This window comes from Tritonibacter mobilis F1926, from assembly GCF_000376545.2.
Taxonomy (GTDB): domain Bacteria; phylum Pseudomonadota; class Alphaproteobacteria; order Rhodobacterales; family Rhodobacteraceae; genus Epibacterium; species Epibacterium mobile.
Map to the genome: position 1 here is coordinate 84,487 of NZ_CP015230.1, position 17,707 is coordinate 102,193.

Annotated in this window: 18 protein-coding genes; 9 read left to right on the plus strand and 9 right to left on the minus strand. The window is 58.5% G+C overall.

The window, feature by feature from the left end:
• Positions 1-73: 73 nt before the first annotated feature.
• The 6 genes from K529_RS00390 to rarD all read left to right on the plus strand — a co-directional run bounded on the left by K529_RS00390 (position 74) and on the right by rarD (position 4,558).
• The gene (locus K529_RS00390) at positions 74-1,246 is read left to right on the plus strand and encodes a thiolase family protein (RefSeq protein WP_005616830.1); all 1,173 of its coding nucleotides are present in this window, start codon (positions 74-76) and stop codon (positions 1,244-1,246) included.
• 97 nt (positions 1,247-1,343) lie between these two features.
• Entirely contained in the window at positions 1,344-1,808 is a 465-nt protein-coding gene (locus K529_RS00395) for a GAF domain-containing protein (protein ID WP_005616832.1), read from the plus strand.
• Positions 1,809-2,150: 342 nt separating this feature from the next.
• Positions 2,151-2,357, plus strand: coding sequence for a hypothetical protein (locus tag K529_RS23780; RefSeq protein WP_005616834.1), 207 nt, complete (start codon positions 2,151-2,153; stop codon positions 2,355-2,357).
• Positions 2,354-2,983 (plus strand): LysE family translocator, encoded by a 630-nt coding sequence (locus K529_RS00405; RefSeq protein ID WP_005616836.1) that lies wholly within the window; start codon positions 2,354-2,356, stop codon positions 2,981-2,983. The genes K529_RS23780 and K529_RS00405 overlap by 4 nt, the downstream gene beginning before the upstream one ends.
• Positions 2,984-3,087: 104 nt before the next feature.
• Complete coding sequence (locus K529_RS00410; RefSeq protein ID WP_040641937.1) at positions 3,088-3,459, plus strand: GFA family protein; 372 nt, start codon at positions 3,088-3,090, stop codon at positions 3,457-3,459.
• Between the two features lie 163 nt (positions 3,460-3,622).
• Positions 3,623-4,558 carry an EamA family transporter RarD gene (gene rarD / locus K529_RS00415; RefSeq protein ID WP_005616841.1) on the plus strand — a complete coding sequence of 312 codons (936 nt, stop codon included), beginning with the start codon at positions 3,623-3,625 and terminating at the stop codon, positions 4,556-4,558.
• A gap of 9 nt (positions 4,559-4,567) precedes the next feature.
• Here the strand turns inward: rarD and K529_RS00420 are convergent, their stop codons facing one another.
• Positions 4,568-4,924 carry an MliC family protein gene (locus tag K529_RS00420; protein ID WP_005616844.1) on the minus strand — a complete coding sequence of 119 codons (357 nt, stop codon included), beginning with the start codon at positions 4,922-4,924 and terminating at the stop codon, positions 4,568-4,570.
• A gap of 189 nt (positions 4,925-5,113) precedes the next feature.
• On the opposite strand from K529_RS00420, the gene K529_RS00425 reads away from it, so the two are divergent.
• Positions 5,114-5,767: an RluA family pseudouridine synthase gene (locus K529_RS00425; protein ID WP_005616847.1), complete on the plus strand. Its 654-nt coding sequence runs from the start codon at positions 5,114-5,116 to the stop codon at positions 5,765-5,767.
• On the opposite strand, the gene K529_RS00430 is transcribed toward K529_RS00425, so the two are convergent.
• Both K529_RS00430 and K529_RS00435 read right to left on the minus strand, forming a co-directional pair.
• Positions 5,751-6,464: a helix-turn-helix transcriptional regulator gene (locus K529_RS00430; RefSeq protein WP_005616849.1), complete on the minus strand. Its 714-nt coding sequence runs from the start codon at positions 6,462-6,464 to the stop codon at positions 5,751-5,753. The two genes, K529_RS00425 and K529_RS00430, sit on opposite strands and share 17 nt — an antisense overlap.
• Before the next feature lie 186 nt (positions 6,465-6,650).
• Positions 6,651-8,093, minus strand: a complete 1,443-nt coding sequence (locus tag K529_RS00435; RefSeq protein WP_005616852.1) for an aldehyde dehydrogenase family protein — start codon at positions 8,091-8,093, stop codon at positions 6,651-6,653.
• A gap of 246 nt (positions 8,094-8,339) precedes the next feature.
• Between K529_RS00435 and K529_RS00440 the strand changes: the two genes are divergently transcribed.
• Positions 8,340-8,990 carry a peroxiredoxin gene (locus K529_RS00440; RefSeq protein ID WP_005616853.1) on the plus strand — a complete coding sequence of 217 codons (651 nt, stop codon included), beginning with the start codon at positions 8,340-8,342 and terminating at the stop codon, positions 8,988-8,990.
• 89 nt (positions 8,991-9,079) lie between these two features.
• Here K529_RS00440 and K529_RS00445 read toward each other — a convergent pair whose 3' ends face one another.
• The 6 genes from K529_RS00445 to rpsO form a co-directional block, all read right to left on the minus strand.
• Positions 9,080-9,946, minus strand: coding sequence for a glycosyltransferase family 2 protein (locus K529_RS00445; protein WP_005616856.1), 867 nt, complete (start codon positions 9,944-9,946; stop codon positions 9,080-9,082).
• A 99-nt stretch (positions 9,947-10,045) separates the two neighbouring features.
• Positions 10,046-12,184: a polyribonucleotide nucleotidyltransferase gene (gene pnp, locus K529_RS00450; protein WP_005616858.1), complete on the minus strand. Its 2,139-nt coding sequence runs from the start codon at positions 12,182-12,184 to the stop codon at positions 10,046-10,048.
• A gap of 193 nt (positions 12,185-12,377) precedes the next feature.
• Positions 12,378-12,638, minus strand: a complete 261-nt coding sequence (locus tag K529_RS00455) for a DUF6525 family protein (RefSeq protein ID WP_219174932.1) — start codon at positions 12,636-12,638, stop codon at positions 12,378-12,380.
• 2 nt (positions 12,639-12,640) lie between these two features.
• On the minus strand, positions 12,641-13,855 hold the full coding sequence (zigA, locus tag K529_RS00460; protein ID WP_005607211.1) for a zinc metallochaperone GTPase ZigA: 1,215 nt from the start codon (positions 13,853-13,855) through the stop codon (positions 12,641-12,643).
• 129 nt (positions 13,856-13,984) lie between these two features.
• Positions 13,985-15,943, minus strand: coding sequence for a TonB-dependent receptor (locus K529_RS00465; protein ID WP_005607208.1), 1,959 nt, complete (start codon positions 15,941-15,943; stop codon positions 13,985-13,987).
• Positions 15,944-16,184: 241 nt separating this feature from the next.
• Complete coding sequence (gene rpsO, locus K529_RS00470; protein ID WP_005607207.1) at positions 16,185-16,454, minus strand: 30S ribosomal protein S15; 270 nt, start codon at positions 16,452-16,454, stop codon at positions 16,185-16,187.
• A gap of 357 nt (positions 16,455-16,811) precedes the next feature.
• Here rpsO and K529_RS00475 point away from each other — a divergent pair, with 357 nt between their 5' ends.
• Positions 16,812-17,666: an alpha/beta fold hydrolase gene (locus K529_RS00475; protein WP_005607198.1), complete on the plus strand. Its 855-nt coding sequence runs from the start codon at positions 16,812-16,814 to the stop codon at positions 17,664-17,666.
• The last annotated feature ends 41 nt before the right edge of the window (positions 17,667-17,707 follow it).

A 17,707-nucleotide genomic window follows, 5' to 3' on the forward strand; every position in this document is an offset into this window, starting at 1 on the left:
CTTGGAACTCACCCTAGACCTTAAATGTTATCATTCAGTATGGATAGTGCCGACAATTGGAGGAGTTAAGAGAATGACCAAGATCGTGATCGCGGGGGCAGCCCGGACGCCGATGGGCGGATTTCAGGGGATGTATGAGAATGTGAGCGCGGCAGATCTCGGCGGAGCGGCGATCAAGGCTGCGCTGGAACGGTCCGGTGCCACAACTGTGGATGAGGTTCTGATGGGCTGCGTCTTGCCCGCCGGGCAGGGGCAGGCTCCGGCACGGCAAGCGGGATTTGCCGCAGGCCTTGGCGAGGACGTCCCGGCCACCACTCTCAACAAGATGTGCGGCTCGGGGATGAAAGCCGCGATGATAGCCTACGATCAGATCGCACTTGGCCATACGGATGTGATGGTTGCGGGTGGAATGGAGAGCATGACCAACGCGCCTTACCTGCTGCCCAAGATGCGCGGTGGTGCGCGGATTGGGCATGGTCAGGTCATCGATCACATGTTCCTCGACGGTCTTGAAGACGCCTATGATAAGGGCCGTTTGATGGGCACATTTGCCGAAGATTGCGCCGAGCATTACCAGTTCACCCGCGAAGAGCAGGATGAATTTGCACTGGGGTCGCTGTCAAATGCGTTGGCGGCACAAGAAAGCGGTGCGTTTGAGGGCGAACTGACTGAGGTTACAGTGAAAACCCGCAAAGGCGCGGTCGTGACCGACGCCGATGAACAGCCCAAATCTGCCCGCCCTGATAAGATCCCGACGCTGAAACCTGCCTTCCGTGAGGGTGGCACGGTAACTGCGGCCAATTCCTCGTCGATTTCGGATGGTGCTGCAGCACTCGTGTTGGCGTCTGAGGAGGCCGCAGCAGCCCGTGGACTGCAGGTGCGCGGCCATATTTTGGGTCACGCCAGCTACGCGCAGGCACCGGGCTGGTTCACCACCGCCCCCGTTCCAGCGGCGCGAAAGCTGATGGCGCAGATCGGTTGGGACGTCGAGGATGTAGACATTTGGGAGGTGAACGAAGCCTTTGCCGTGGTGCCGATGGCATTCATGCGCGAGATGGGAATCCCACGTGAGAAGGTGAACGTAAATGGCGGCGCCTGTGCGTTGGGCCACCCCATTGGCGCGTCTGGCGCGCGCATCATGGTGACGCTTTTGAACGCCTTGGAAAAACGTGGCCTCAAGCGCGGTATCGCCGCAATCTGTATCGGCGGCGGCGAAGGCACAGCGATCGCGATTGAGCGCGCCTGATCTTACGACGCGCATAAGGGCGGCGCAAAAGATGCGCCGCTTTTTACCTATCGGGAGGGCGCGACCCTTCCTCAATATTTGAAAAGGCAAATGTCCCATGCGGGTGAATTACGAGGATCTGTCCAAGACAGTGGCGGCGCTGACCGAGGGAGAAACGGATGAAGTCGCCCTGATGGCCACCGTGGCGTGCGAACTCCATCACGCGGATGACCGGTTCGACTGGACCGGATTTTACCGCGTGACAGAGCCCGAGGTGCTGAAAATCGGCCCCTATCAGGGCGGCCACGGCTGTTTGGTGATCCCTTTTGCGCGCGGTGTCTGCGGCGCGGCGGCACGTTTGAACGAGACGCAACTGGTTGATGATGTCGAGGCCTTCCCCGGCCATATCGCCTGTTCGTCCTCGACCCGTTCGGAAATCGTCCTGCCAGTGCGCAACAAGGCGGGCGAGGTAATTGGTGTGCTGGATATCGACAGCAACCAGCCCGCCGCGTTCGATCAAGAAGATCAGGCGGCGCTTGAGAGCTTGTTGGATGCAGTTTTTGGGAACTTATCAACTACCTGATCCCGAAACCCTTGCTCACGTTCGGCCCACCAAACAGTCCAAATTGCAATAGATGACTATGATTAAGCGTCGTGGTACACTCGTGGTCGTGTGCACATTCTTGATTTTCTGGGGGATGGGGATGATGACTGCATTTTCCTCTGGCGCGTGCCGCAAAGGGTTAAGCAAGCCTGAGCGGACGGATCGCGCATGCCGCATAAGCAGAAGCGGCATAATGGGATTTCGCAAGATTGGGCAACCTCAGAGGCCGAGCGATGCCGAGCTCTACATTGGGTACGGGGTTGCGAGTTGGCGCGCCGGAGAGTTGAATCAGGCACGCGAAGCGTTTGAACAAGCGTTTGAATGGGGCAGAAAAAGTCGGAATATGGTAAACTCAACACTGGGTATGAGGTGCCAGAAGCTCTCTTTGACGCCGTCGTGCGCGTCCACAAAGAAGAGGTTCCGTTTGGAGCGCGTGAGCTTTGGTATGACGTTCTCGCCCACGAGCACCCGATTTTGGTGCGTGCATTGCATAAGGCCTACAGCACCCGACCTGAGACCAACGAATGAGCTTTGACGCTTGGATCGTTTTTACTCTCTTCTGGATCGCCTTTGTCACCACGCCGGGGCCAAATGCGGTGAATTGCATTTCCAACGGGATGAACCTTGGCTTTGGTAAGGCGATGCTGGGGGTGCTGGCAATCCTGACGCAGGCGAGCGCCTTTCTGGTTCTCTCAGCACTGGGCGTGACGGCTTTGATTGCAGCGTCACCGACCGCGTTTTTTATCGCAAAGCTGGTGGGGGCGGGGTTTCTGATTTTCTTAGGCATTCGTGGCTGGCGCAATGCCCGCAAACCGGTGCCCACTGCCGCGCGCCCGGCGCGGCATGTTTATTTACACGCGCTCGCCATTGCCACCATCAACCCAAAGAGCGTTGCAGGCTATCTCGCGGCGTTTTCGCAGTTTGTGCAGCCTGATGTGCCGATCTGGTCGCAGATGGTGGTGATCATGCCCACCGCACTCACGCTGACGGCGCTCAGTTATACGGGGTTCACATTGCTGGGTGTCGTGATGGGGCGCGCAGCACTGGCGGCCGTTTTCAACGTCTGGATACGTCGTGTCTTGGCGGTCTGTTTCATCATCTATGGGATACTTCTCGGGGCCAGCAGCACCCCCAGCCCCCAAGCCGGGCCCTGACCCCACCCAGTCGCGCTTGACTGTTTAACAATCTTGGCGGCTTCGCTAGGGTCCAGATATTACGAAATCGCCTGCAAGGCGAAGAAATTAAAGGGGTGGAAAAAATGATTAAAGGGCACTGCTTGTGCGGCAATATCGCGTTTGAGACTGCTGCCACACCGGAAGGGCCATCCATGTGCCACTGCGGACAATGCCGCCGTCAGTCCGGTGGTATTTGGTCATCAGCCCACGTTGCAGATGATGCGTTGACGATCACTGGCGACGTCAGTTGGTACGCCTCAAGCGCGCAAGCGAAGCGCGGCTTTTGCGCCAAATGCGGGTCTTTTCTATTTTGGAAGACCCATGATGAGAACACCACCAGCTTTGCTCTCGGTGCCGTCACCAGCCCCACAACAGTGACGCTGGAAAAGCATATCTTTGTGGCCGACAAGGGGGATTACTATGAAATCGCCGACGGTCTGCCTCAGCGCGATTGAGACCGATTGCCTTTGTGGCATTCCTTCATCGGTGTCCACGCCTGTGAATTCCATATTGAGAATGTGAAGGGCAGGTAACCCGACAGGGTGATATTTTGCTTTATACGTTAAGCAGTTGCGGGCAGATTGCCCGAGCACGAATCGACGTTAAGGGAGAATGTCCATGAGCACGAAGCCCGAGAATGTGGACACCCCCCAAGGTCTTGCTTTTGCGCTGACAGCCTATGTCATGTGGGGCTTTCTGCCGCTCTATATGAAGATGCTCGCTCATATTCCGCCGACAGAGGTGGTTGCTCACCGCGTGATCTGGTCCGTGCCGATCGCCGGGGTGTTGTTGCTGCTATTGGGACGTATGGGAGATTTGAAGGCTGCGTTGCGCAGTCCGCGCGTTCTGCTGATGGGCTGTGTGACCGCGGCCTTTGTATCGGTGAACTGGGGCATTTACGTCTGGTCGGTCGGCTCTGGCTATGCGCTGGAGGCAGCGCTTGGCTACTATATCAACCCGCTGTTTTCTATCGCTTTGGGGGCGCTGTTGCTGGGAGAGCGGCTGACCCGCGCCCAGATGGTGGCTGTGGGGCTTGCGACACTGGCGGTGATTATTCTGACGGTGGAAACTGGTCGTTTGCCGCTTGCGGCGCTGGGGCTGACTGTCTCGTGGGGGTTTTACGCCTTCTTCAAAAAGTCGCTGCCCATCGGGCCAAATCAGGGGTTTTTGCTAGAGGTTCTGATCCTCACCATTCCGGCGCTGGGCTATATTATCTACCTGACCGCCACCGGGCAGAGCCACTTTGCCAATGTGCGGTTTGATACGCTGTTGCTGCTGGGTTGCGGTGTGGTGACGGCGGTGCCGCTAATCATCTACGCCAATGGCGCAAAGCTCCTGAAGCTCTCAACCATTGCGATCCTGCAATATATTGCGCCGACCATGATCTTTCTGGTCGCGGTCTTCGTGTTCAAGGAACCCTTTGGCGGTGCGCGCATGGTAGCCTTCCCGCTGATCTGGGCGGCTTTGGTGATCTATTCAGTGTCCTTGCTGCGCGAAATGCGGCGCAAGGGGCGAGAGGCGCTTACTGAGGCAGCGCCTGCCCGCGAACCTTAAGGCGCGGGGTCAGTTGCTGACGCAATCGCGCAGGATCAGATCGGCATCTTCTTCCGGGCCATAGGCAATCAATGCGTCGTTGCCCTTGCCGTGCAACTCATAAGGTTGGTTCTCATCGCGCGACCGGTACCGCATGCCGGACCCCGAAACCACCTGCGTCATCACCACTTGCTGCCCATCCAGTTGCACGATGGCCAGCGACTCGCCTGCCTCAGTGTTGATAAACACCACCGGCACGCGCACTCCGCGTTCGCATGTGTATTCAGTCTGCATCGTCGAAAGCGTGGTGTCTGCGGGAACAGCCGTCTCAGCGAGGGCAGGCATAGCCAATGCGGCGACTGGCACAGCGAGAATAAAACGAAACATGGTGCAATCCTGTTAAATATCTGGTGGTCAAACCCACCCCTCAGCAGAGGTAAGTGGCGGCACTGACAGCGGCAATTCAACTTTTCTTGTAGGGCGTGCACATGCTGATCGCGTCCCAATGTGGCCTCTCGGGAAATGCGCGGTACAGTTCATCTTGCCCTTATGTCGGCGCGGCGCTAGGCAGCGGGCATGACGGTATCCAGTGAGTATTGCCCCCCGAGCGACCCGCTCGACATCCTGCATCACGATGCGCAAATCCTTGTGGTCAACAAACCCGCAGGGCTGTTGTCTGTGCCGGGTAAAGGAGAGCACCTGTCAGACTGTTTGATCAGCCGTATTCAGGCCGCTTTTCCTGAGGCTCTTTTGGTGCATCGGCTCGACCGCGACACGTCAGGGGTCATGGTCTTTGCGATGACCGCGCATGCCCAGCGTCATCTGGGACTGCAATTTGAAAAACGCATGACCAAGAAAACCTACGTTGCCCGTCTGACTGGCAAGCTGGAGCCGCGTTCGGGGACAGTAGATTTGCCGCTGATCGTGGATTGGCCCAATCGTCCGCTGCAAAAGGTCTGCAAGGAAACCGGCAAGCCTGCTCATACCGACTGGAAGGTCATAAGCCACGGCGAGGATGAGACGCGCGTGCGGCTTCAACCCAAAACTGGCAGGTCCCATCAGTTGCGGGTTCATATGCAGTCGCTTGGCCATCCGATCCTCGGGGATCCTCTCTACGCCAGTGGCACAGCGCGGGATTATCCGCGCATGATGCTGCATTCCGAAGAGCTACGCCTCAAACACCCCGAGGGCGGAGCTTCGCAGAAGTTTCGGGCTAAGGCGCCGTTTTAATCTTGGCCTTGGGCTGCGTGCGATAATGCCGGGGCGTCTGGCCGGTGACTTTACGAAATTCGCGCTGAAAATGGGCCTGATCTGCGTAGCCACAGCAGAACCCGATCTCGGCAAGACTTGTGGTGCTGCGTCGAAGCATCTGTGAGGCAAGGTCCGTACGCATATGGCGCAACGTGGCCGAAAAACTGCCCCCCTCAGCCAGTAAATACCGCTGCAAGCTCCGGGTTGAGAGGCCAAGCGCTGCGGCCGTATCCTCCAGCCGCCATGCCCGTGCAGGATCGCTTGCGATCAACAGGTGCAGATGATCGCTGAGTCTCTCAGACTCGCCGGTATCAATGGCAGGGAGCGCCGGTACATCTTGCCAGCGGATCTCTCCTTCGCGAGAGGTGCGCACCTCTAGCCCCGCACGCTCCATCAGCGCATGCAAGACGATCAGCTGCGCCTCGATATCTTGTCGGTTTGCGGATGGTTCGGCTCTGAGGTGGAGCTTGTTGTCATCCAGTCCCTCCAGATGCATCCGTGTCGCGATGGCGCAATACCGTTGCAGGCGGAGGAACTTGCCACAGATCACGCTGGGGTCAGGGATCGAGGTGATGGTACGCACCACGATTGTCTTTGATATCGCCAGAGCCCCTCGGATGTCATCGGGCGTTGCGTCGCTGGCAACATTGAGCCCCAATGCGGCACGGAAATCCATTTTGTACCTCCCGGCACGTGCCGGCCTTCTGTGTTCCTAAAAACAAATCTAACAAATCACCGACCTTCCGGTCGCCGCAGCAAGCCTTGCAAGTTTGAGTGAATGTTTGAAGACAAATCTATGTGTTGTGCGGGACAACAAAAAAGAACCGCCCCAAAGGGCGGCTCCAATCGCGATATGTAACGGTCAGGCTTCTGGCGTCCAGCCGCCTACGGCTTTGACTTCCATAAAGTCCTCAAGCCCCCAGACGCCACCTTCGCGGCCATTGCCGGACTGTTTCATGCCGCCAAAGGGAGCACCGGCGCTGCGGGATTTGCCGTTCATCTCCACCATGCCGGAGCGCAGAACCCGCGCCAGTCGGTTGGCGCGCGCACCGTCCTGCGTCTGCACGTAGTTGGTCAGGCCGTAAGGCGTGTCGTTGGCGATCTCTACCGCTTCTTCTTCGGTTTCGAACGGGATGATGGTCATAACCGGGCCAAAGATCTCTTCACGCGCAATGGTCATCTGATTGGTCACATCGGCAAAGATCGTGGGCTTCACATAGTAGCCCTTGTTCAACCCGTCGGGGCGACCGGTGCCACCAGCGACCAGACGCGCACCCTCGTCGATACCCTTCTGGATCAGATCCTGGATCTTGGTCCACTGCAGCTCATTGACGACGGGGCCAATATGGCGGCCTTCCTGCGAGGCGGGGCCGACGTCGACTTTGTTGGCGACTGTGGCGGCTTCTTCGACCACGCGGTCGTAGATGCCTTTTTGAACCAGCATGCGGGAGGGCGCGTTACAGCTCTGGCCGGTGTTCTGCATCATGTGCAGCACGCCACGTTTCACGGCCTTTTCGTCGGCGTCGTCAAAGACAAGGTTCGCACCTTTGCCGCCCAGTTCCAGATGCACCTTCTTTAGTGTGTCCGCTGCCGCCTTGGAGATCGCGGTGCCCGCGCGGGTGGAGCCGGTGAAGGACACCATATCCACATCCGGGTGCGAGGACAGCTGGGTGCCAACGCCCGCACCATCACCATTCACAAGGTTGAACACACCAGCAGGGAAACCTGCCTCATGGACCATCTCGGCAAAGATCATCGCGTTGAGCGGGCTTTGCTCAGACGGTTTCAGAACCATGGTACAACCCGCAATCGCGGCAGCGCCAAATTTCAGCGTGATCTGGTTCATCGGCCAGTTCCACGGGGTAATCAGCGCCGCGACGCCGACAGCCTCATAGATGATGCGGTCATTGGGGGCGTGATCGCCAAGCGGGCGTTCGAACTGGAAATTCTTCGCGGCCTCGATAAAGCCGTTCAGGTGCCATGTGCCTGCACCCACCTGACTGGAGCGCGACAGATCGATGGGGGCACCCATCTCGGTGGACATGGCCTGCGCCAGATCCTCGGCGCGGCTGTTGTAGATGCCGATCAGTTTTTCCACCAGCGCGATGCGCTCTGACGGTGGGGTGGCCATCCAGCCGGGCAGGGCGGCCTTGGCGGCGGCAACAGCGGCATCCGTGTCAGCCTGACTGCCCAGCGAAATCACCGTGCAGGGGTCTTCGGTGGATGGGTCGATAACGGCACAGTCATTGGCTGCCGAGGGCTGAACCCACTGGCCATTGATGTAGAATTCGCGTTTCTCAAGCATGGTAGGCTCCCTGATCGAGGCTTGGAATTTGGCCGACTGGCGGCCATCTGGCGCCACTGTGTCAGCGCCGGTGCTGCGCGGCAAGTCAGATTTTTGATCAAATTCTGAAATCACGCATACTCCTGCCGACACGCCGGCAAGCTGCGACAAATTCAAAGGTAGGCGGGCTATGCCCTTTAACCCCCGGCGAAAGCGAGTAGGGTTGCCTCAGCGATTCACGCGACTTCAGACAAGAGGAGCACTCAAATGGGTTTGCGTATTAACGACGTAGTGCCGAATTTCACGGCTGAGACCGATCAGGGAACCATCACCTTTCACGACTGGATTGGTGACAGCTGGGCGATCCTGTTCTCGCACCCCAAGGATTTCACTCCGGTCTGCACCACCGAATTTTCCGCTGTGGCGCAGCTCTCTGAGGAGTGGGCCGCACGGAATACCAAAGTCATTGGCGTGTCCGTTGACAGCGCCGAGGATCACCGCAAGTGGAAGGGTGATATCGAGAGCTATGGCAAGGCCACCGCTGGCTTCCCGATCATCGCGGATGAGGGGCTTGCAGTATCAAAAGCATTCGACATGCTGCCCGCCGAAGCCTACCTGCCCGATGGCCGCACGCCTGCCGACAGCGCTACCGTGCGTTCTGTCTTCATCATCGGCCCGGACAAGCAACTGAAGCTCTCAATGACCTACCCGATGACCGTGGGGCGGAACTTTGCCGAGATTCTGCGGGCGCTGGACGGTCTGCAGATGTCCGGCAAGGGCGTTGCAACCCCCGCAAACTGGGTGCCCGGCGAAGATGTGATCATCCCGCCTTCGGTCTCCAACGAAGATGCAAAAGCGAAGTTTGGCGAGTTTGAGACCATCTTCCCTTACCTGCGCAAAACAAAAGCGCCGCAGTAAGCCGGTCGTTCGGGAATTAAAGAAAAGACAAAAGCCATCGCAACCGCTGCGATGGCTTTTTGGTTCTGGGTCGGCACAAGCGCGCGCCCTTACGGGGTTGGTTGAAACGGACGTTTTGCGTCCTGTGCATTTCGTGCGTTCCAGATGCCACGTAGATAAGCCCAGTTTTTTGCCCGTTTGCGACGGGACAGCAGTGTCACCGGGGATAGCAACTGTGCAAGGGCTTCGCGCAATGCAGTGCCAAAGGCGTTGGGCATACCATGTTTGCGGCAGGCATACACACGGGATTGCCCCATGTACCATGCCTTCAGCGCCGCTGTCTGAGGCGACCTTACAGTCGATTCACCAAACAGATGGACAACTTCTGCCGTCGTCACCAACCGCAATGCGCCACAGCTTTTTTGTAGGCGCAGGCTGAGATCATCATCTTCGTGATAGAGAAAAATGTTGGGGTCGAACCCCTGCACCTGTTCAAAGGCTTCCCGCCGCACAAAAATTGCCGACCCCTGCAACACTGGGATCTCGCAGTCAGTCTGCGCCGCAGACCGTGACAGCCATTGGGATTTGGCAAGCAATTTACTGCGCCGTTTGAAGGCGATCTTGCCGTTGCCCTCTCGCAGACGCGGGTTAAAGGCGCAGGCCTCAGGATGTGCATCCGCCGCTGCCAGCAACGCATCCACTGCGCCGGGCGTGAGCTGTGCGTCTGGATTGACGAAAAAGAGAAACTCGCTCGTTGCCTGCGCAGCCCCGAGATTACAGCCCGGTCCAAACCCGATATTGCGTTCCGATATGATCAGTTCTGCACCATAGTGTTCGGTCAATGCGCGCGTCGCGCTCGGGTCATTGGAACCATTATCCACCACAATGCAGGTCACATTCTCTGGGACCGAGGCCAGCAGCGTTGGCAGAACCGCAGTAGAATTATAGGCAACAGTGACGAGCGTAACGCGGGTCATATCGTCCCTTTCAGTGCATCGGGGGAAGGCCATAAAAAATGCCCGGGAGACGTCGCTCCCGGGCACCTTATGTCAGATCAAACTGTCGTGGGACAGATCTTACTCTGCATCTTCTTTCTTCTCGGCGACGATCTCTTCGCCGGTTTCCTGATCCACAACTTTCATGGACAGGCGCACCTTGCCGCGATCGTCAAAGCCCAGGAGCTTCACTTTCACTTCCTGACCTTCCTTCAGCACATCGCTGGGGTGGTTCAGGCGGCGGTTTTCGATCTGGGACACGTGCACCAGACCATCGCGCTTACCAAAGAAGTTCACGAAGGCGCCGAAGTCGACGATCTTCACAACCTTACCAGTGTAGACTGCGCCCTCTTCCGGCTCTGCCACGATCGCGTAGATCATGTCATAGGCCTTCTGAATGGCTTCGCCGTTTGCGGAAGCAATCTTGATCACGCCATCGTCGTTGATGTCGACCTTGGCACCGGAGACTTCAACGATCTCGCGGATGACCTTGCCGCCGGAACCGATGACTTCACGGATCTTGTCGGTCGGAACCTGCATGGTCTCGATGCGCGGCGCGTGCTGCGAGAACTCGGAAGCTTCGGTCAGCGATTTTGCCATCTCACCAAGGATGTGCAGACGACCCGCTTTGGCCTGAGCCAGCGCGCTTTTCATGATTTCAGGCGTGATGCCTGCAACCTTGATGTCCATCTGCAAGGAGGTGATGCCTGCTTCGGTACCCGCAACCTTGAAGTCCATGTCGCCGAGGTGATCCTCGTCGCCGAGGATGTCGGTCAGGATGCCGTAAGAACCGTCGTCTTCCAGCACGAGGCCCATGGCCACACCGGCAACCGGTGCTTTCAGCGGCACACCTGCGTCCATCATCGACAGCGAACCACCACAGACAGATGCCATGGAGGAGGAGCCGTTCGATTCGGTGATCTCGGAGACCACGCGGATGGTGTAGGGGAAGTCGGTCGGAGCCGGCAGAACCGCCTGCAGCGCGCGCCATGCCAGCTTGCCGTGGCCGATTTCACGACGACCGGGCGAGCCCACGCGGCCTACTTCACCAACCGAGTAGGGCGGGAAGTTGTAGTGCAGCAGGAAGTTCGATTTGAAGTTGCCGTGCAGCGCGTCAATGAACTGCTCATCGTCGCCAGTGCCCAGCGTGGTCACCACGAGACCCTGCGTTTCACCACGGGTGAACAGAGCAGAACCGTGTGTACGCGGCAGAAGGCCGGTCTGGCACTCAATCGCGCGGACCTGATCCAGGGCACGACCGTCGATGCGGCGACCGTTCTTCACAACGTCGCCCCGCAGAACAACGGATTCGAGCTTTTTCAGCGCGGAGCTGAGGTTGCTGTCTTCCCGCTGCTCTTCTGTCAGAGATGCGATGATCTCTTCTTTGGCGGCGCCAACGGCAGCAACGCGTTCCTGCTTGTCAGAGATCGCATAGGCTGCGCGCATCTTCTCTTCACCGGCTGCTTTAACGGCAGCATAGAGCTCGGAGTAATCCGGCGGGGTGAAATCGAACGGCTCTTTTGCGGTTTCTTCCGCGAGCGAGACGATCAGGTCAATGACCGGCTGGATCTGCTCATGTGCAAAGGTCACAGCGCCGAGCATTTCTTCTTCGGTCAGCTCGTAAGCTTCGGATTCGACCATCATCACGGCGTCTTTGGTGCCTGCAACAACAAGGTCCAGACGCTGCTCGGGGTTGAGGCGCAGGTCCTGCATGTCGTCGACGGTCGGGTTCAGGATGTACTCGCCATCCTCGTAACCGACGCGCGCACCCGCGATCGGACCCATGAACGGCACGCCAGAGATGGTCAGCGCCGCGGAGGCAGCGATCATCGCGACGATGTCGGGGTCATTGACCAGATCGTGGGACAGCACGGTGCACATCACCAGAACTTCGTTTTTGAAGCCGGGAACGAACAGCGGGCGGATCGGACGGTCGATCAGACGTGCAGTCAGCGTCTCTTTTTCAGTGGGACGCGCTTCACGTTTGAAAAAGCCGCCCGGAATCTTACCGGCGGCGTAGTATTTTTCTTGGTAGTGCACGGTCAGCGGAAAGAAATCCTGACCGGGCTTTTGTTCGCGGGCGTAGGTCACGTTGGCCATGACCGAGGTTTCGCCGAGGGTCGCGATCACGGTGCCATCTGCCTGGCGCGCAACCTTACCGGTTTCCAGTGTGAGCGTTTCTTCGCCCCACTGCATTGTTTTCGTCGTTACGTTGAACATCTATCGTATCCTAAGTCGGAGCGCTCCCAGGCGTATCCCGGGTCTCCTAATTGCGTGGCGGCCCCATTGCCGCCGACCCTTATGCTATCTTTCTTTCGCGTGCCGGGGTCTGGGCACATCGTCTCAGATAGTTCCGCCCATACATGAGTTCGTCGCAGAAAGAAAGTGTTCGCTTGCGATGCGCCGCGCGGGATTAAACGCGAGCGCTGCGGTTCAGGGTCTTACGTTCGGCGGCATCCAGCCGGGCCAGGGCGGCCTCTGGCGACAGGCCGTCACGGCGCGCGGCCTGCCAGATGCGCTGGCACGACTGCGCCGACCAGGGCAACGCGGCCTCCTGCAGCCATGCGCGCAAAGGTGCGGGCAGACGATCATAAGCCGCCATTGGGTCCTCGCGCCTGCGCCGGGTGGGCAGTGCGACTGCCCCCCGGTTGCTGTTCTTATCCCGACGTCGCATGGTTACGCCGCCTGATCTGCCCGCCGCCACAGCGGGAAGGGATCTTCCAGATCCGCGTAGTCCGGCAGATTCTCGGCCGTTGCTTCGGGGACCAGGCAAGCATCCAATGTGGATTTGATCGCGGGCCAGTCGATGCCTGCGCCGATGAACACCAGTTCCTGACGGCGATCGCCAAAGGGCTCCTGCCAATGCGCCTGCATATAGTCGCGCGCTTGCTGGTGGGTCGGCCAGCGTTCGGCAGGTACGGAGGCCCACCAAGTTCCCAAGGGCGCCACGCTTGATAGCGCCCCCGCGAGCGAAAATTCCGCCACCCACTCGGGACGGGTGGCAACCCAGAAATGGCCTTTGGCGCGGATCACGCCGGGCAGATTGCCGTTCAGCACCGCATGTAGTTTGTTCGGGTCAAAAGGTGCGCGTGCGCGATAGACAAAGGACGCGATGCCGTATTCTTCGGTTTCCGGCACATGATCGGCAAAGCCGTATAGTTCCTTGGCCCACATCGGGTGCTCATGCGCCTTTTCAAAATCAAACAGCTTCGTGTCGAGGATCTTGTCGGCAGGCACTTCGCTGAAATCGGTCTCGATGATCTCGGCATCGGCGTTGAGGCTGCGGATGATCTTGCGCGCGGCGTCTACTTGTTCGGGGCTGGCAAGGCTCACCTTGTTCAGCACCACCACATCCGCAAACTCCATCTGATCGGTCAGCAGATGCACCAGGGAGCGCTCGTCTTCTTCGCCCAGCGTTTCGCCCCGATCTGCCAGCAGGTCGTGGCTGGCAAAATCGTTCAGCAGGTTCACCGCGTCGACCACCGTGACCATCGTGTCCAGACGCGCCACGTCCGAGAGGCTCTCTCCCTCGGCATCGCGGAAATCAAAGGTCGCGGCGACGGGCAGCGGTTCCGAGATCCCGGTGGATTCAATCAGCAGATAGTCAAACCGCTGTTCGGCAGCGAGGCGGCGCACCTCCGCCAGGAGGTCATCGCGCAGGGTGCAGCAGATGCAGCCGTTTGACATTTCCACCAGCGTTTCCTCGGTCTGGCTCAGGTCTGCGCCGCCCTCACGCACCAGATCGGCGTCAATGTTGACCTCGCTCATATCGTTCACGATCACCGCCACCCGGCGGCCTTCGCGGTTGTTCAGAATACGGTTCAGAAGCGTCGTTTTGCCCGCTCCGAGAAAGCCAGAGAGGACGGTGACGGGAAGGCGGGGATCGGACATCTGCGACTCCTGTGTGAGATGTTATAATGTAACAATCACGAAGTGCAGAAAGAGGCAAGCCCCCTGAAATGAAAAACCGCGCCCCCCAATTCAAGGGGCGCGGTGTGTTCGTCCACGGTCAGATGCAGATCAGAACCGCAGGCGCGCGGTCAATCCGATGGTACGACCCGGCTCATTGAGCGGCACGACGCGGCTGTTATCAAGCCCATCCGCGCTGCGGCTGTAATAGGTCTTATCAAACAGGTTGCGCACGTCCAGTCGCAGTTCGAGGTTGTCGTAGCGAGCGGGTGTGTAGCTTGCATAGAGATTCACAACCTCATAGCTCGGCAATTCCGGTGTGGTGTCGTCGTTGCTTAGTGCGATCTGTGCAGATCCACCAACGCGCCATTCCGGTGTCAGCTCCATTCCCGTTTCAAGCGCGATGATATGCCCCAGCGGACGGCCGAGATAATAGGCGGTGGACGTGATGGTCGCATCATCCACCTCAACATCCGCGTAGGTCCAGTTCACCCGCGCAAACCCATTGGCCCAGCTGTATTGCAGGGAGGTATCAATCCCGCGGCTCTTCAGATCAGACAACTCACCGCGCGCACCACCCGAGGGCAGAACGGCTGCGATATCGTCAACCTCCGTCTGGAACAGTGCCGCGCTTGCTTTCCAGGTGCCATTGTCAAACCGGACCCCGAGACGCGCTGATTTCGCACGAGAGGACGTGAAGCCTGTATAATCCCAAGGCGTGAAGAAATTCACCAGACCTGCTTCACCCAGTTCATAGCCGCCCCATGTCGACGCAAGGCCTGCATTCAGTGACCAGGTGTCAGAGAGGCGCACATCCACCGTGCCATTGATGCTGACGCCGGTATCGGAGAATTTGGTGCCGTCAGCGCCGGTAAATTGCTGACTGTCGATCCGCGCGCCGTAGCTGACCGAGAACGTGTCGTTCAGATCCTGACGGGCCTGCGCAAAGACGCCGGTATTGCGTAGCGTCTCTTCGCCGCCACTGCCAAATGCGCCGCCAGTGCGCCCCTCAGCCGTCTCGCGGAAGAAGTCCAAACCGGCCGTCAGATTGCCGCCAGCAATGTCAAAGCGGTTCTTGAACGTCGCACTGAAGCTGGAGTTCACCCCATAAGAGCCAATCGCGTCGATTTCCTGCTTGTTGTAGCTCAGCTGGATCTCGGGGTTCCACATCCCGCTGGCTTGCGTGTTGCTATAGCCCAGCGTGTAGGAGGTGCGCCGGGAAAGCGCCTCGATAAGAACGCTCGGACCGGTGGTGAGGCCGCCAAAATCGGGACGGATAAAATAGACACCCCCCGGTCCCGGCTGCGCGCTGCGCGGGCCGCTGTCTTCTGTGCGCGAGGCTGCGAATTCGAACCGGTGACCTTCAAGGCTCTCATAGGCGACTTTGCCCACATAATCCGTCAGCTCCGCGCGGGTGCCGAGGACGACCGCGCCGTCGCCATCTTCATAGTCGTCGCTGCTGCGGCGGGTGTGGCTCAGCACATATTCAAAACCGCCGTTGGTGCCGTAGATGGTCAGCGAGCCGTCTTGGCTGTTGGCGTTGCTGTCGGTCGACAGGCGCAGGCGGCCCCCAAAGGTGTCGCCCGCTTCCAGCAGGTCGCGTGCATCCTTGGTTTCATAAGCGATTGAGCCTGCCACAGCGCCTGCACCTGCGTCTGCGGGGGCCAGACCTTTGCTGACTTCGACACGTTTCAGAAGCTCAGGATCAAGCAGCACATTGCCGGTATGGTGAAAGGCGGATTTGTTCTGCCGCGCGCCGTCGATGGTGACGGACAGAAGGCTTTCTTCGATCCCGTTCACATAGACCTTTTGCGCGATTGCTGCGCCGCCGCCCGTGGTGATCGCACTTTCCCCCACAAAGACATCTTTGGTGGAGGAGGGGTTGCGCGCCTCGATCTCGTCTTCGGTGATTTCGTCATTGCCCAGAAGGGTCTGAGCATCTGCAGCCTCGACCCGGATCTCTTCGAGTTCGATAACGCCACTGGCGTCCTGAGCCCCAGCCGTTGTGGCAAAAGGCATCGCAGTTGTCAGCAACAGGGCTGTCAGTTTTTTGGTGGAGATGCGCTGCATCTTGTGTCTGTCCCTCTACAATTGGTGTCATTGCGGGGGACGGGACGAAGGATCAACCCTACCTGGCTAGAGTTCGCTCGATCTATGATAAGGCGACAAATGCAGCAATTGTGATTTTTCGCCTGTGATCATCGCCCGTGACCTCTGGGCAACACATCTGCCGCACTGCGGATTGCGCATAGAAAAACGCCCGCACCTGCAAGAGGGCGGGCGTTTCTTGACTGAAGTCCTGAGCGGCGTCTTAGCGACGGATGCCCAGTTTCTTGATCAGGTCCTGATAGCGCGCTTCTTCTTTGCCCTTCAGGTAGTCCAGCAGCTTACGGCGCTGAGCAACCATCTTCAGAAGGCCACGACGACCGTGGTTGTCCTTCTTGTGGGTTTTGAAGTGCTCGGTGAGCGTGTTGATGCGCGAGGTCAGGATTGCGACCTGGACTTCCGGAGAACCGGTGTCGCCCTCTTTGGTCGCGAATTCTTTCATCAGGCGTGTTTTTTCTTCTGCAGTAATCGACATCGGGGTCTCCTTCGTAAGGTTAGAGTGGATGGCGCAGGCCGGGATGTCGTCCAGCGCAGGCCCATGGAGAGTCCCGAGGCGGCGTTGATTCCACTTCGGGATGCGGGTGATTACGGAATTCGGCTCCGTTTTGCAAAGGAAATCCACAGCACAGGCGTGTTGTGCTAGCGGAGATCGTCTTGACGGGTATCGGCGGGCTGACTAAGTGCGCTCTCAGGTTGAACACGAGAGAGCCATGAAATTTATCCGTTAGCGAAGATTGCAGTGAATGCCACATCGACCGTTCGGATCTGACCGGTCGAGAATTCAAACTGCTACAATCGGAGCGCAAGAGACAGTCTCTTGCGGATAAAACCTATGGAAAAATCTCAACCCGTTCAGGGGTATCTCTGCCGTGATGGCTTTACGCTCGGCTACCAAATCGAAGGGGAAGGCGACCCGCTGCTGATCATCGGCAGTCATGTCTTCTATCCGCGCGTGTTCTCAAAGGATTTGCGCCGCACGCGCAAGTTGATCTTTGTCGATCATCGTGGGTTTGCACATGCAGACCGCGCAATCGAGTCGCGCGATTGCACGCTTGAGACCATCATGGACGACCTTTCGGCCGTCTGCTGCGCGCTTAATCTGACGCGCGTGGATGTGTTGGGGCATTCCGGTCACGGGTATATGGCGCTGGAGTTTGCACGCTGCCGTCCGGATCTGGTTCGCAAAACCGTGGTCGTGGCCACCGGCCCCAGCCACGCGCCAGAACATATGGCGTATGGAGAGCGCATCTGGGAGATGCTGGCCGCGCCAGAGCGAAAACAACGGCTGATGCAGGATCTGGAGGTTATGCAACACCGCATCGAAAGTGAGCCCGGACAGAGGTTCATTTGGATGTGCCTCGGCCTTGCTGCCCGCAGTTGGTTTAATCCCTGTTTTGATGCCACGGATCTCTGGCAGGGGGTGCAGGCCAACATGCCGGTTTTTGAAGCCCTTTGGGGAGAGGCGTTTTGCAACTTTGATGCGGCAGGCGCGCTGCTGGCGTTAGAGCAACCGCCCCTGATCTGTCTGGGGCGTCATGATTACCTCGTGGCGCCGGTAGAGACGTGGTTGCCTCTTATGCCCGCGAACAATGCACCGGAGTTTGCTTTGTTTGAACGCAGCAGTCACACGCCGCCATTGGAAGAGCCGGAGTTGTTCGATGATGTTTTGCGAAGATATTTGGAGTGAGTACTGAGATGCGTGGGCAAATAGTCTAGTGTTTCTGAGTG

Coding starts and splice junctions, on each gene's coding strand:
- pnp (WP_005616858.1), bottom strand. CDS start 12,184: ATGTTCAACGTAACGACGAAAACAATGCAGTGGGGCGAAGAAACGCTC.
- zigA (WP_005607211.1), bottom strand. CDS start 13,855: ATGTCCGATCCCCGCCTTCCCGTCACCGTCCTCTCTGGCTTTCTCGGA.
- K529_RS00430 (WP_005616849.1), bottom strand. CDS start 6,464: ATGGATTTCCGTGCCGCATTGGGGCTCAATGTTGCCAGCGACGCAACG.
- K529_RS00440 (WP_005616853.1), top strand. CDS start 8,340: ATGGGTTTGCGTATTAACGACGTAGTGCCGAATTTCACGGCTGAGACC.
- K529_RS00435 (WP_005616852.1), bottom strand. CDS start 8,093: ATGCTTGAGAAACGCGAATTCTACATCAATGGCCAGTGGGTTCAGCCC.
- K529_RS00465 (WP_005607208.1), bottom strand. CDS start 15,943: ATGCAGCGCATCTCCACCAAAAAACTGACAGCCCTGTTGCTGACAACT.
- K529_RS00405 (WP_005616836.1), top strand. CDS start 2,354: ATGAGCTTTGACGCTTGGATCGTTTTTACTCTCTTCTGGATCGCCTTT.
- K529_RS00410 (WP_040641937.1), top strand. CDS start 3,088: ATGATTAAAGGGCACTGCTTGTGCGGCAATATCGCGTTTGAGACTGCT.
- rpsO (WP_005607207.1), bottom strand. CDS start 16,454: ATGTCGATTACTGCAGAAGAAAAAACACGCCTGATGAAAGAATTCGCG.
- K529_RS00390 (WP_005616830.1), top strand. CDS start 74: ATGACCAAGATCGTGATCGCGGGGGCAGCCCGGACGCCGATGGGCGGA.
- rarD (WP_005616841.1), top strand. CDS start 3,623: ATGAGCACGAAGCCCGAGAATGTGGACACCCCCCAAGGTCTTGCTTTT.
- K529_RS00395 (WP_005616832.1), top strand. CDS start 1,344: ATGCGGGTGAATTACGAGGATCTGTCCAAGACAGTGGCGGCGCTGACC.
- K529_RS00445 (WP_005616856.1), bottom strand. CDS start 9,946: ATGACCCGCGTTACGCTCGTCACTGTTGCCTATAATTCTACTGCGGTT.
- K529_RS00475 (WP_005607198.1), top strand. CDS start 16,812: ATGGAAAAATCTCAACCCGTTCAGGGGTATCTCTGCCGTGATGGCTTT.
- K529_RS00420 (WP_005616844.1), bottom strand. CDS start 4,924: ATGTTTCGTTTTATTCTCGCTGTGCCAGTCGCCGCATTGGCTATGCCT.
- K529_RS00455 (WP_219174932.1), bottom strand. CDS start 12,638: ATGCGACGTCGGGATAAGAACAGCAACCGGGGGGCAGTCGCACTGCCC.
- K529_RS23780 (WP_005616834.1), top strand. CDS start 2,151: ATGGGGCAGAAAAAGTCGGAATATGGTAAACTCAACACTGGGTATGAG.
- K529_RS00425 (WP_005616847.1), top strand. CDS start 5,114: ATGACGGTATCCAGTGAGTATTGCCCCCCGAGCGACCCGCTCGACATC.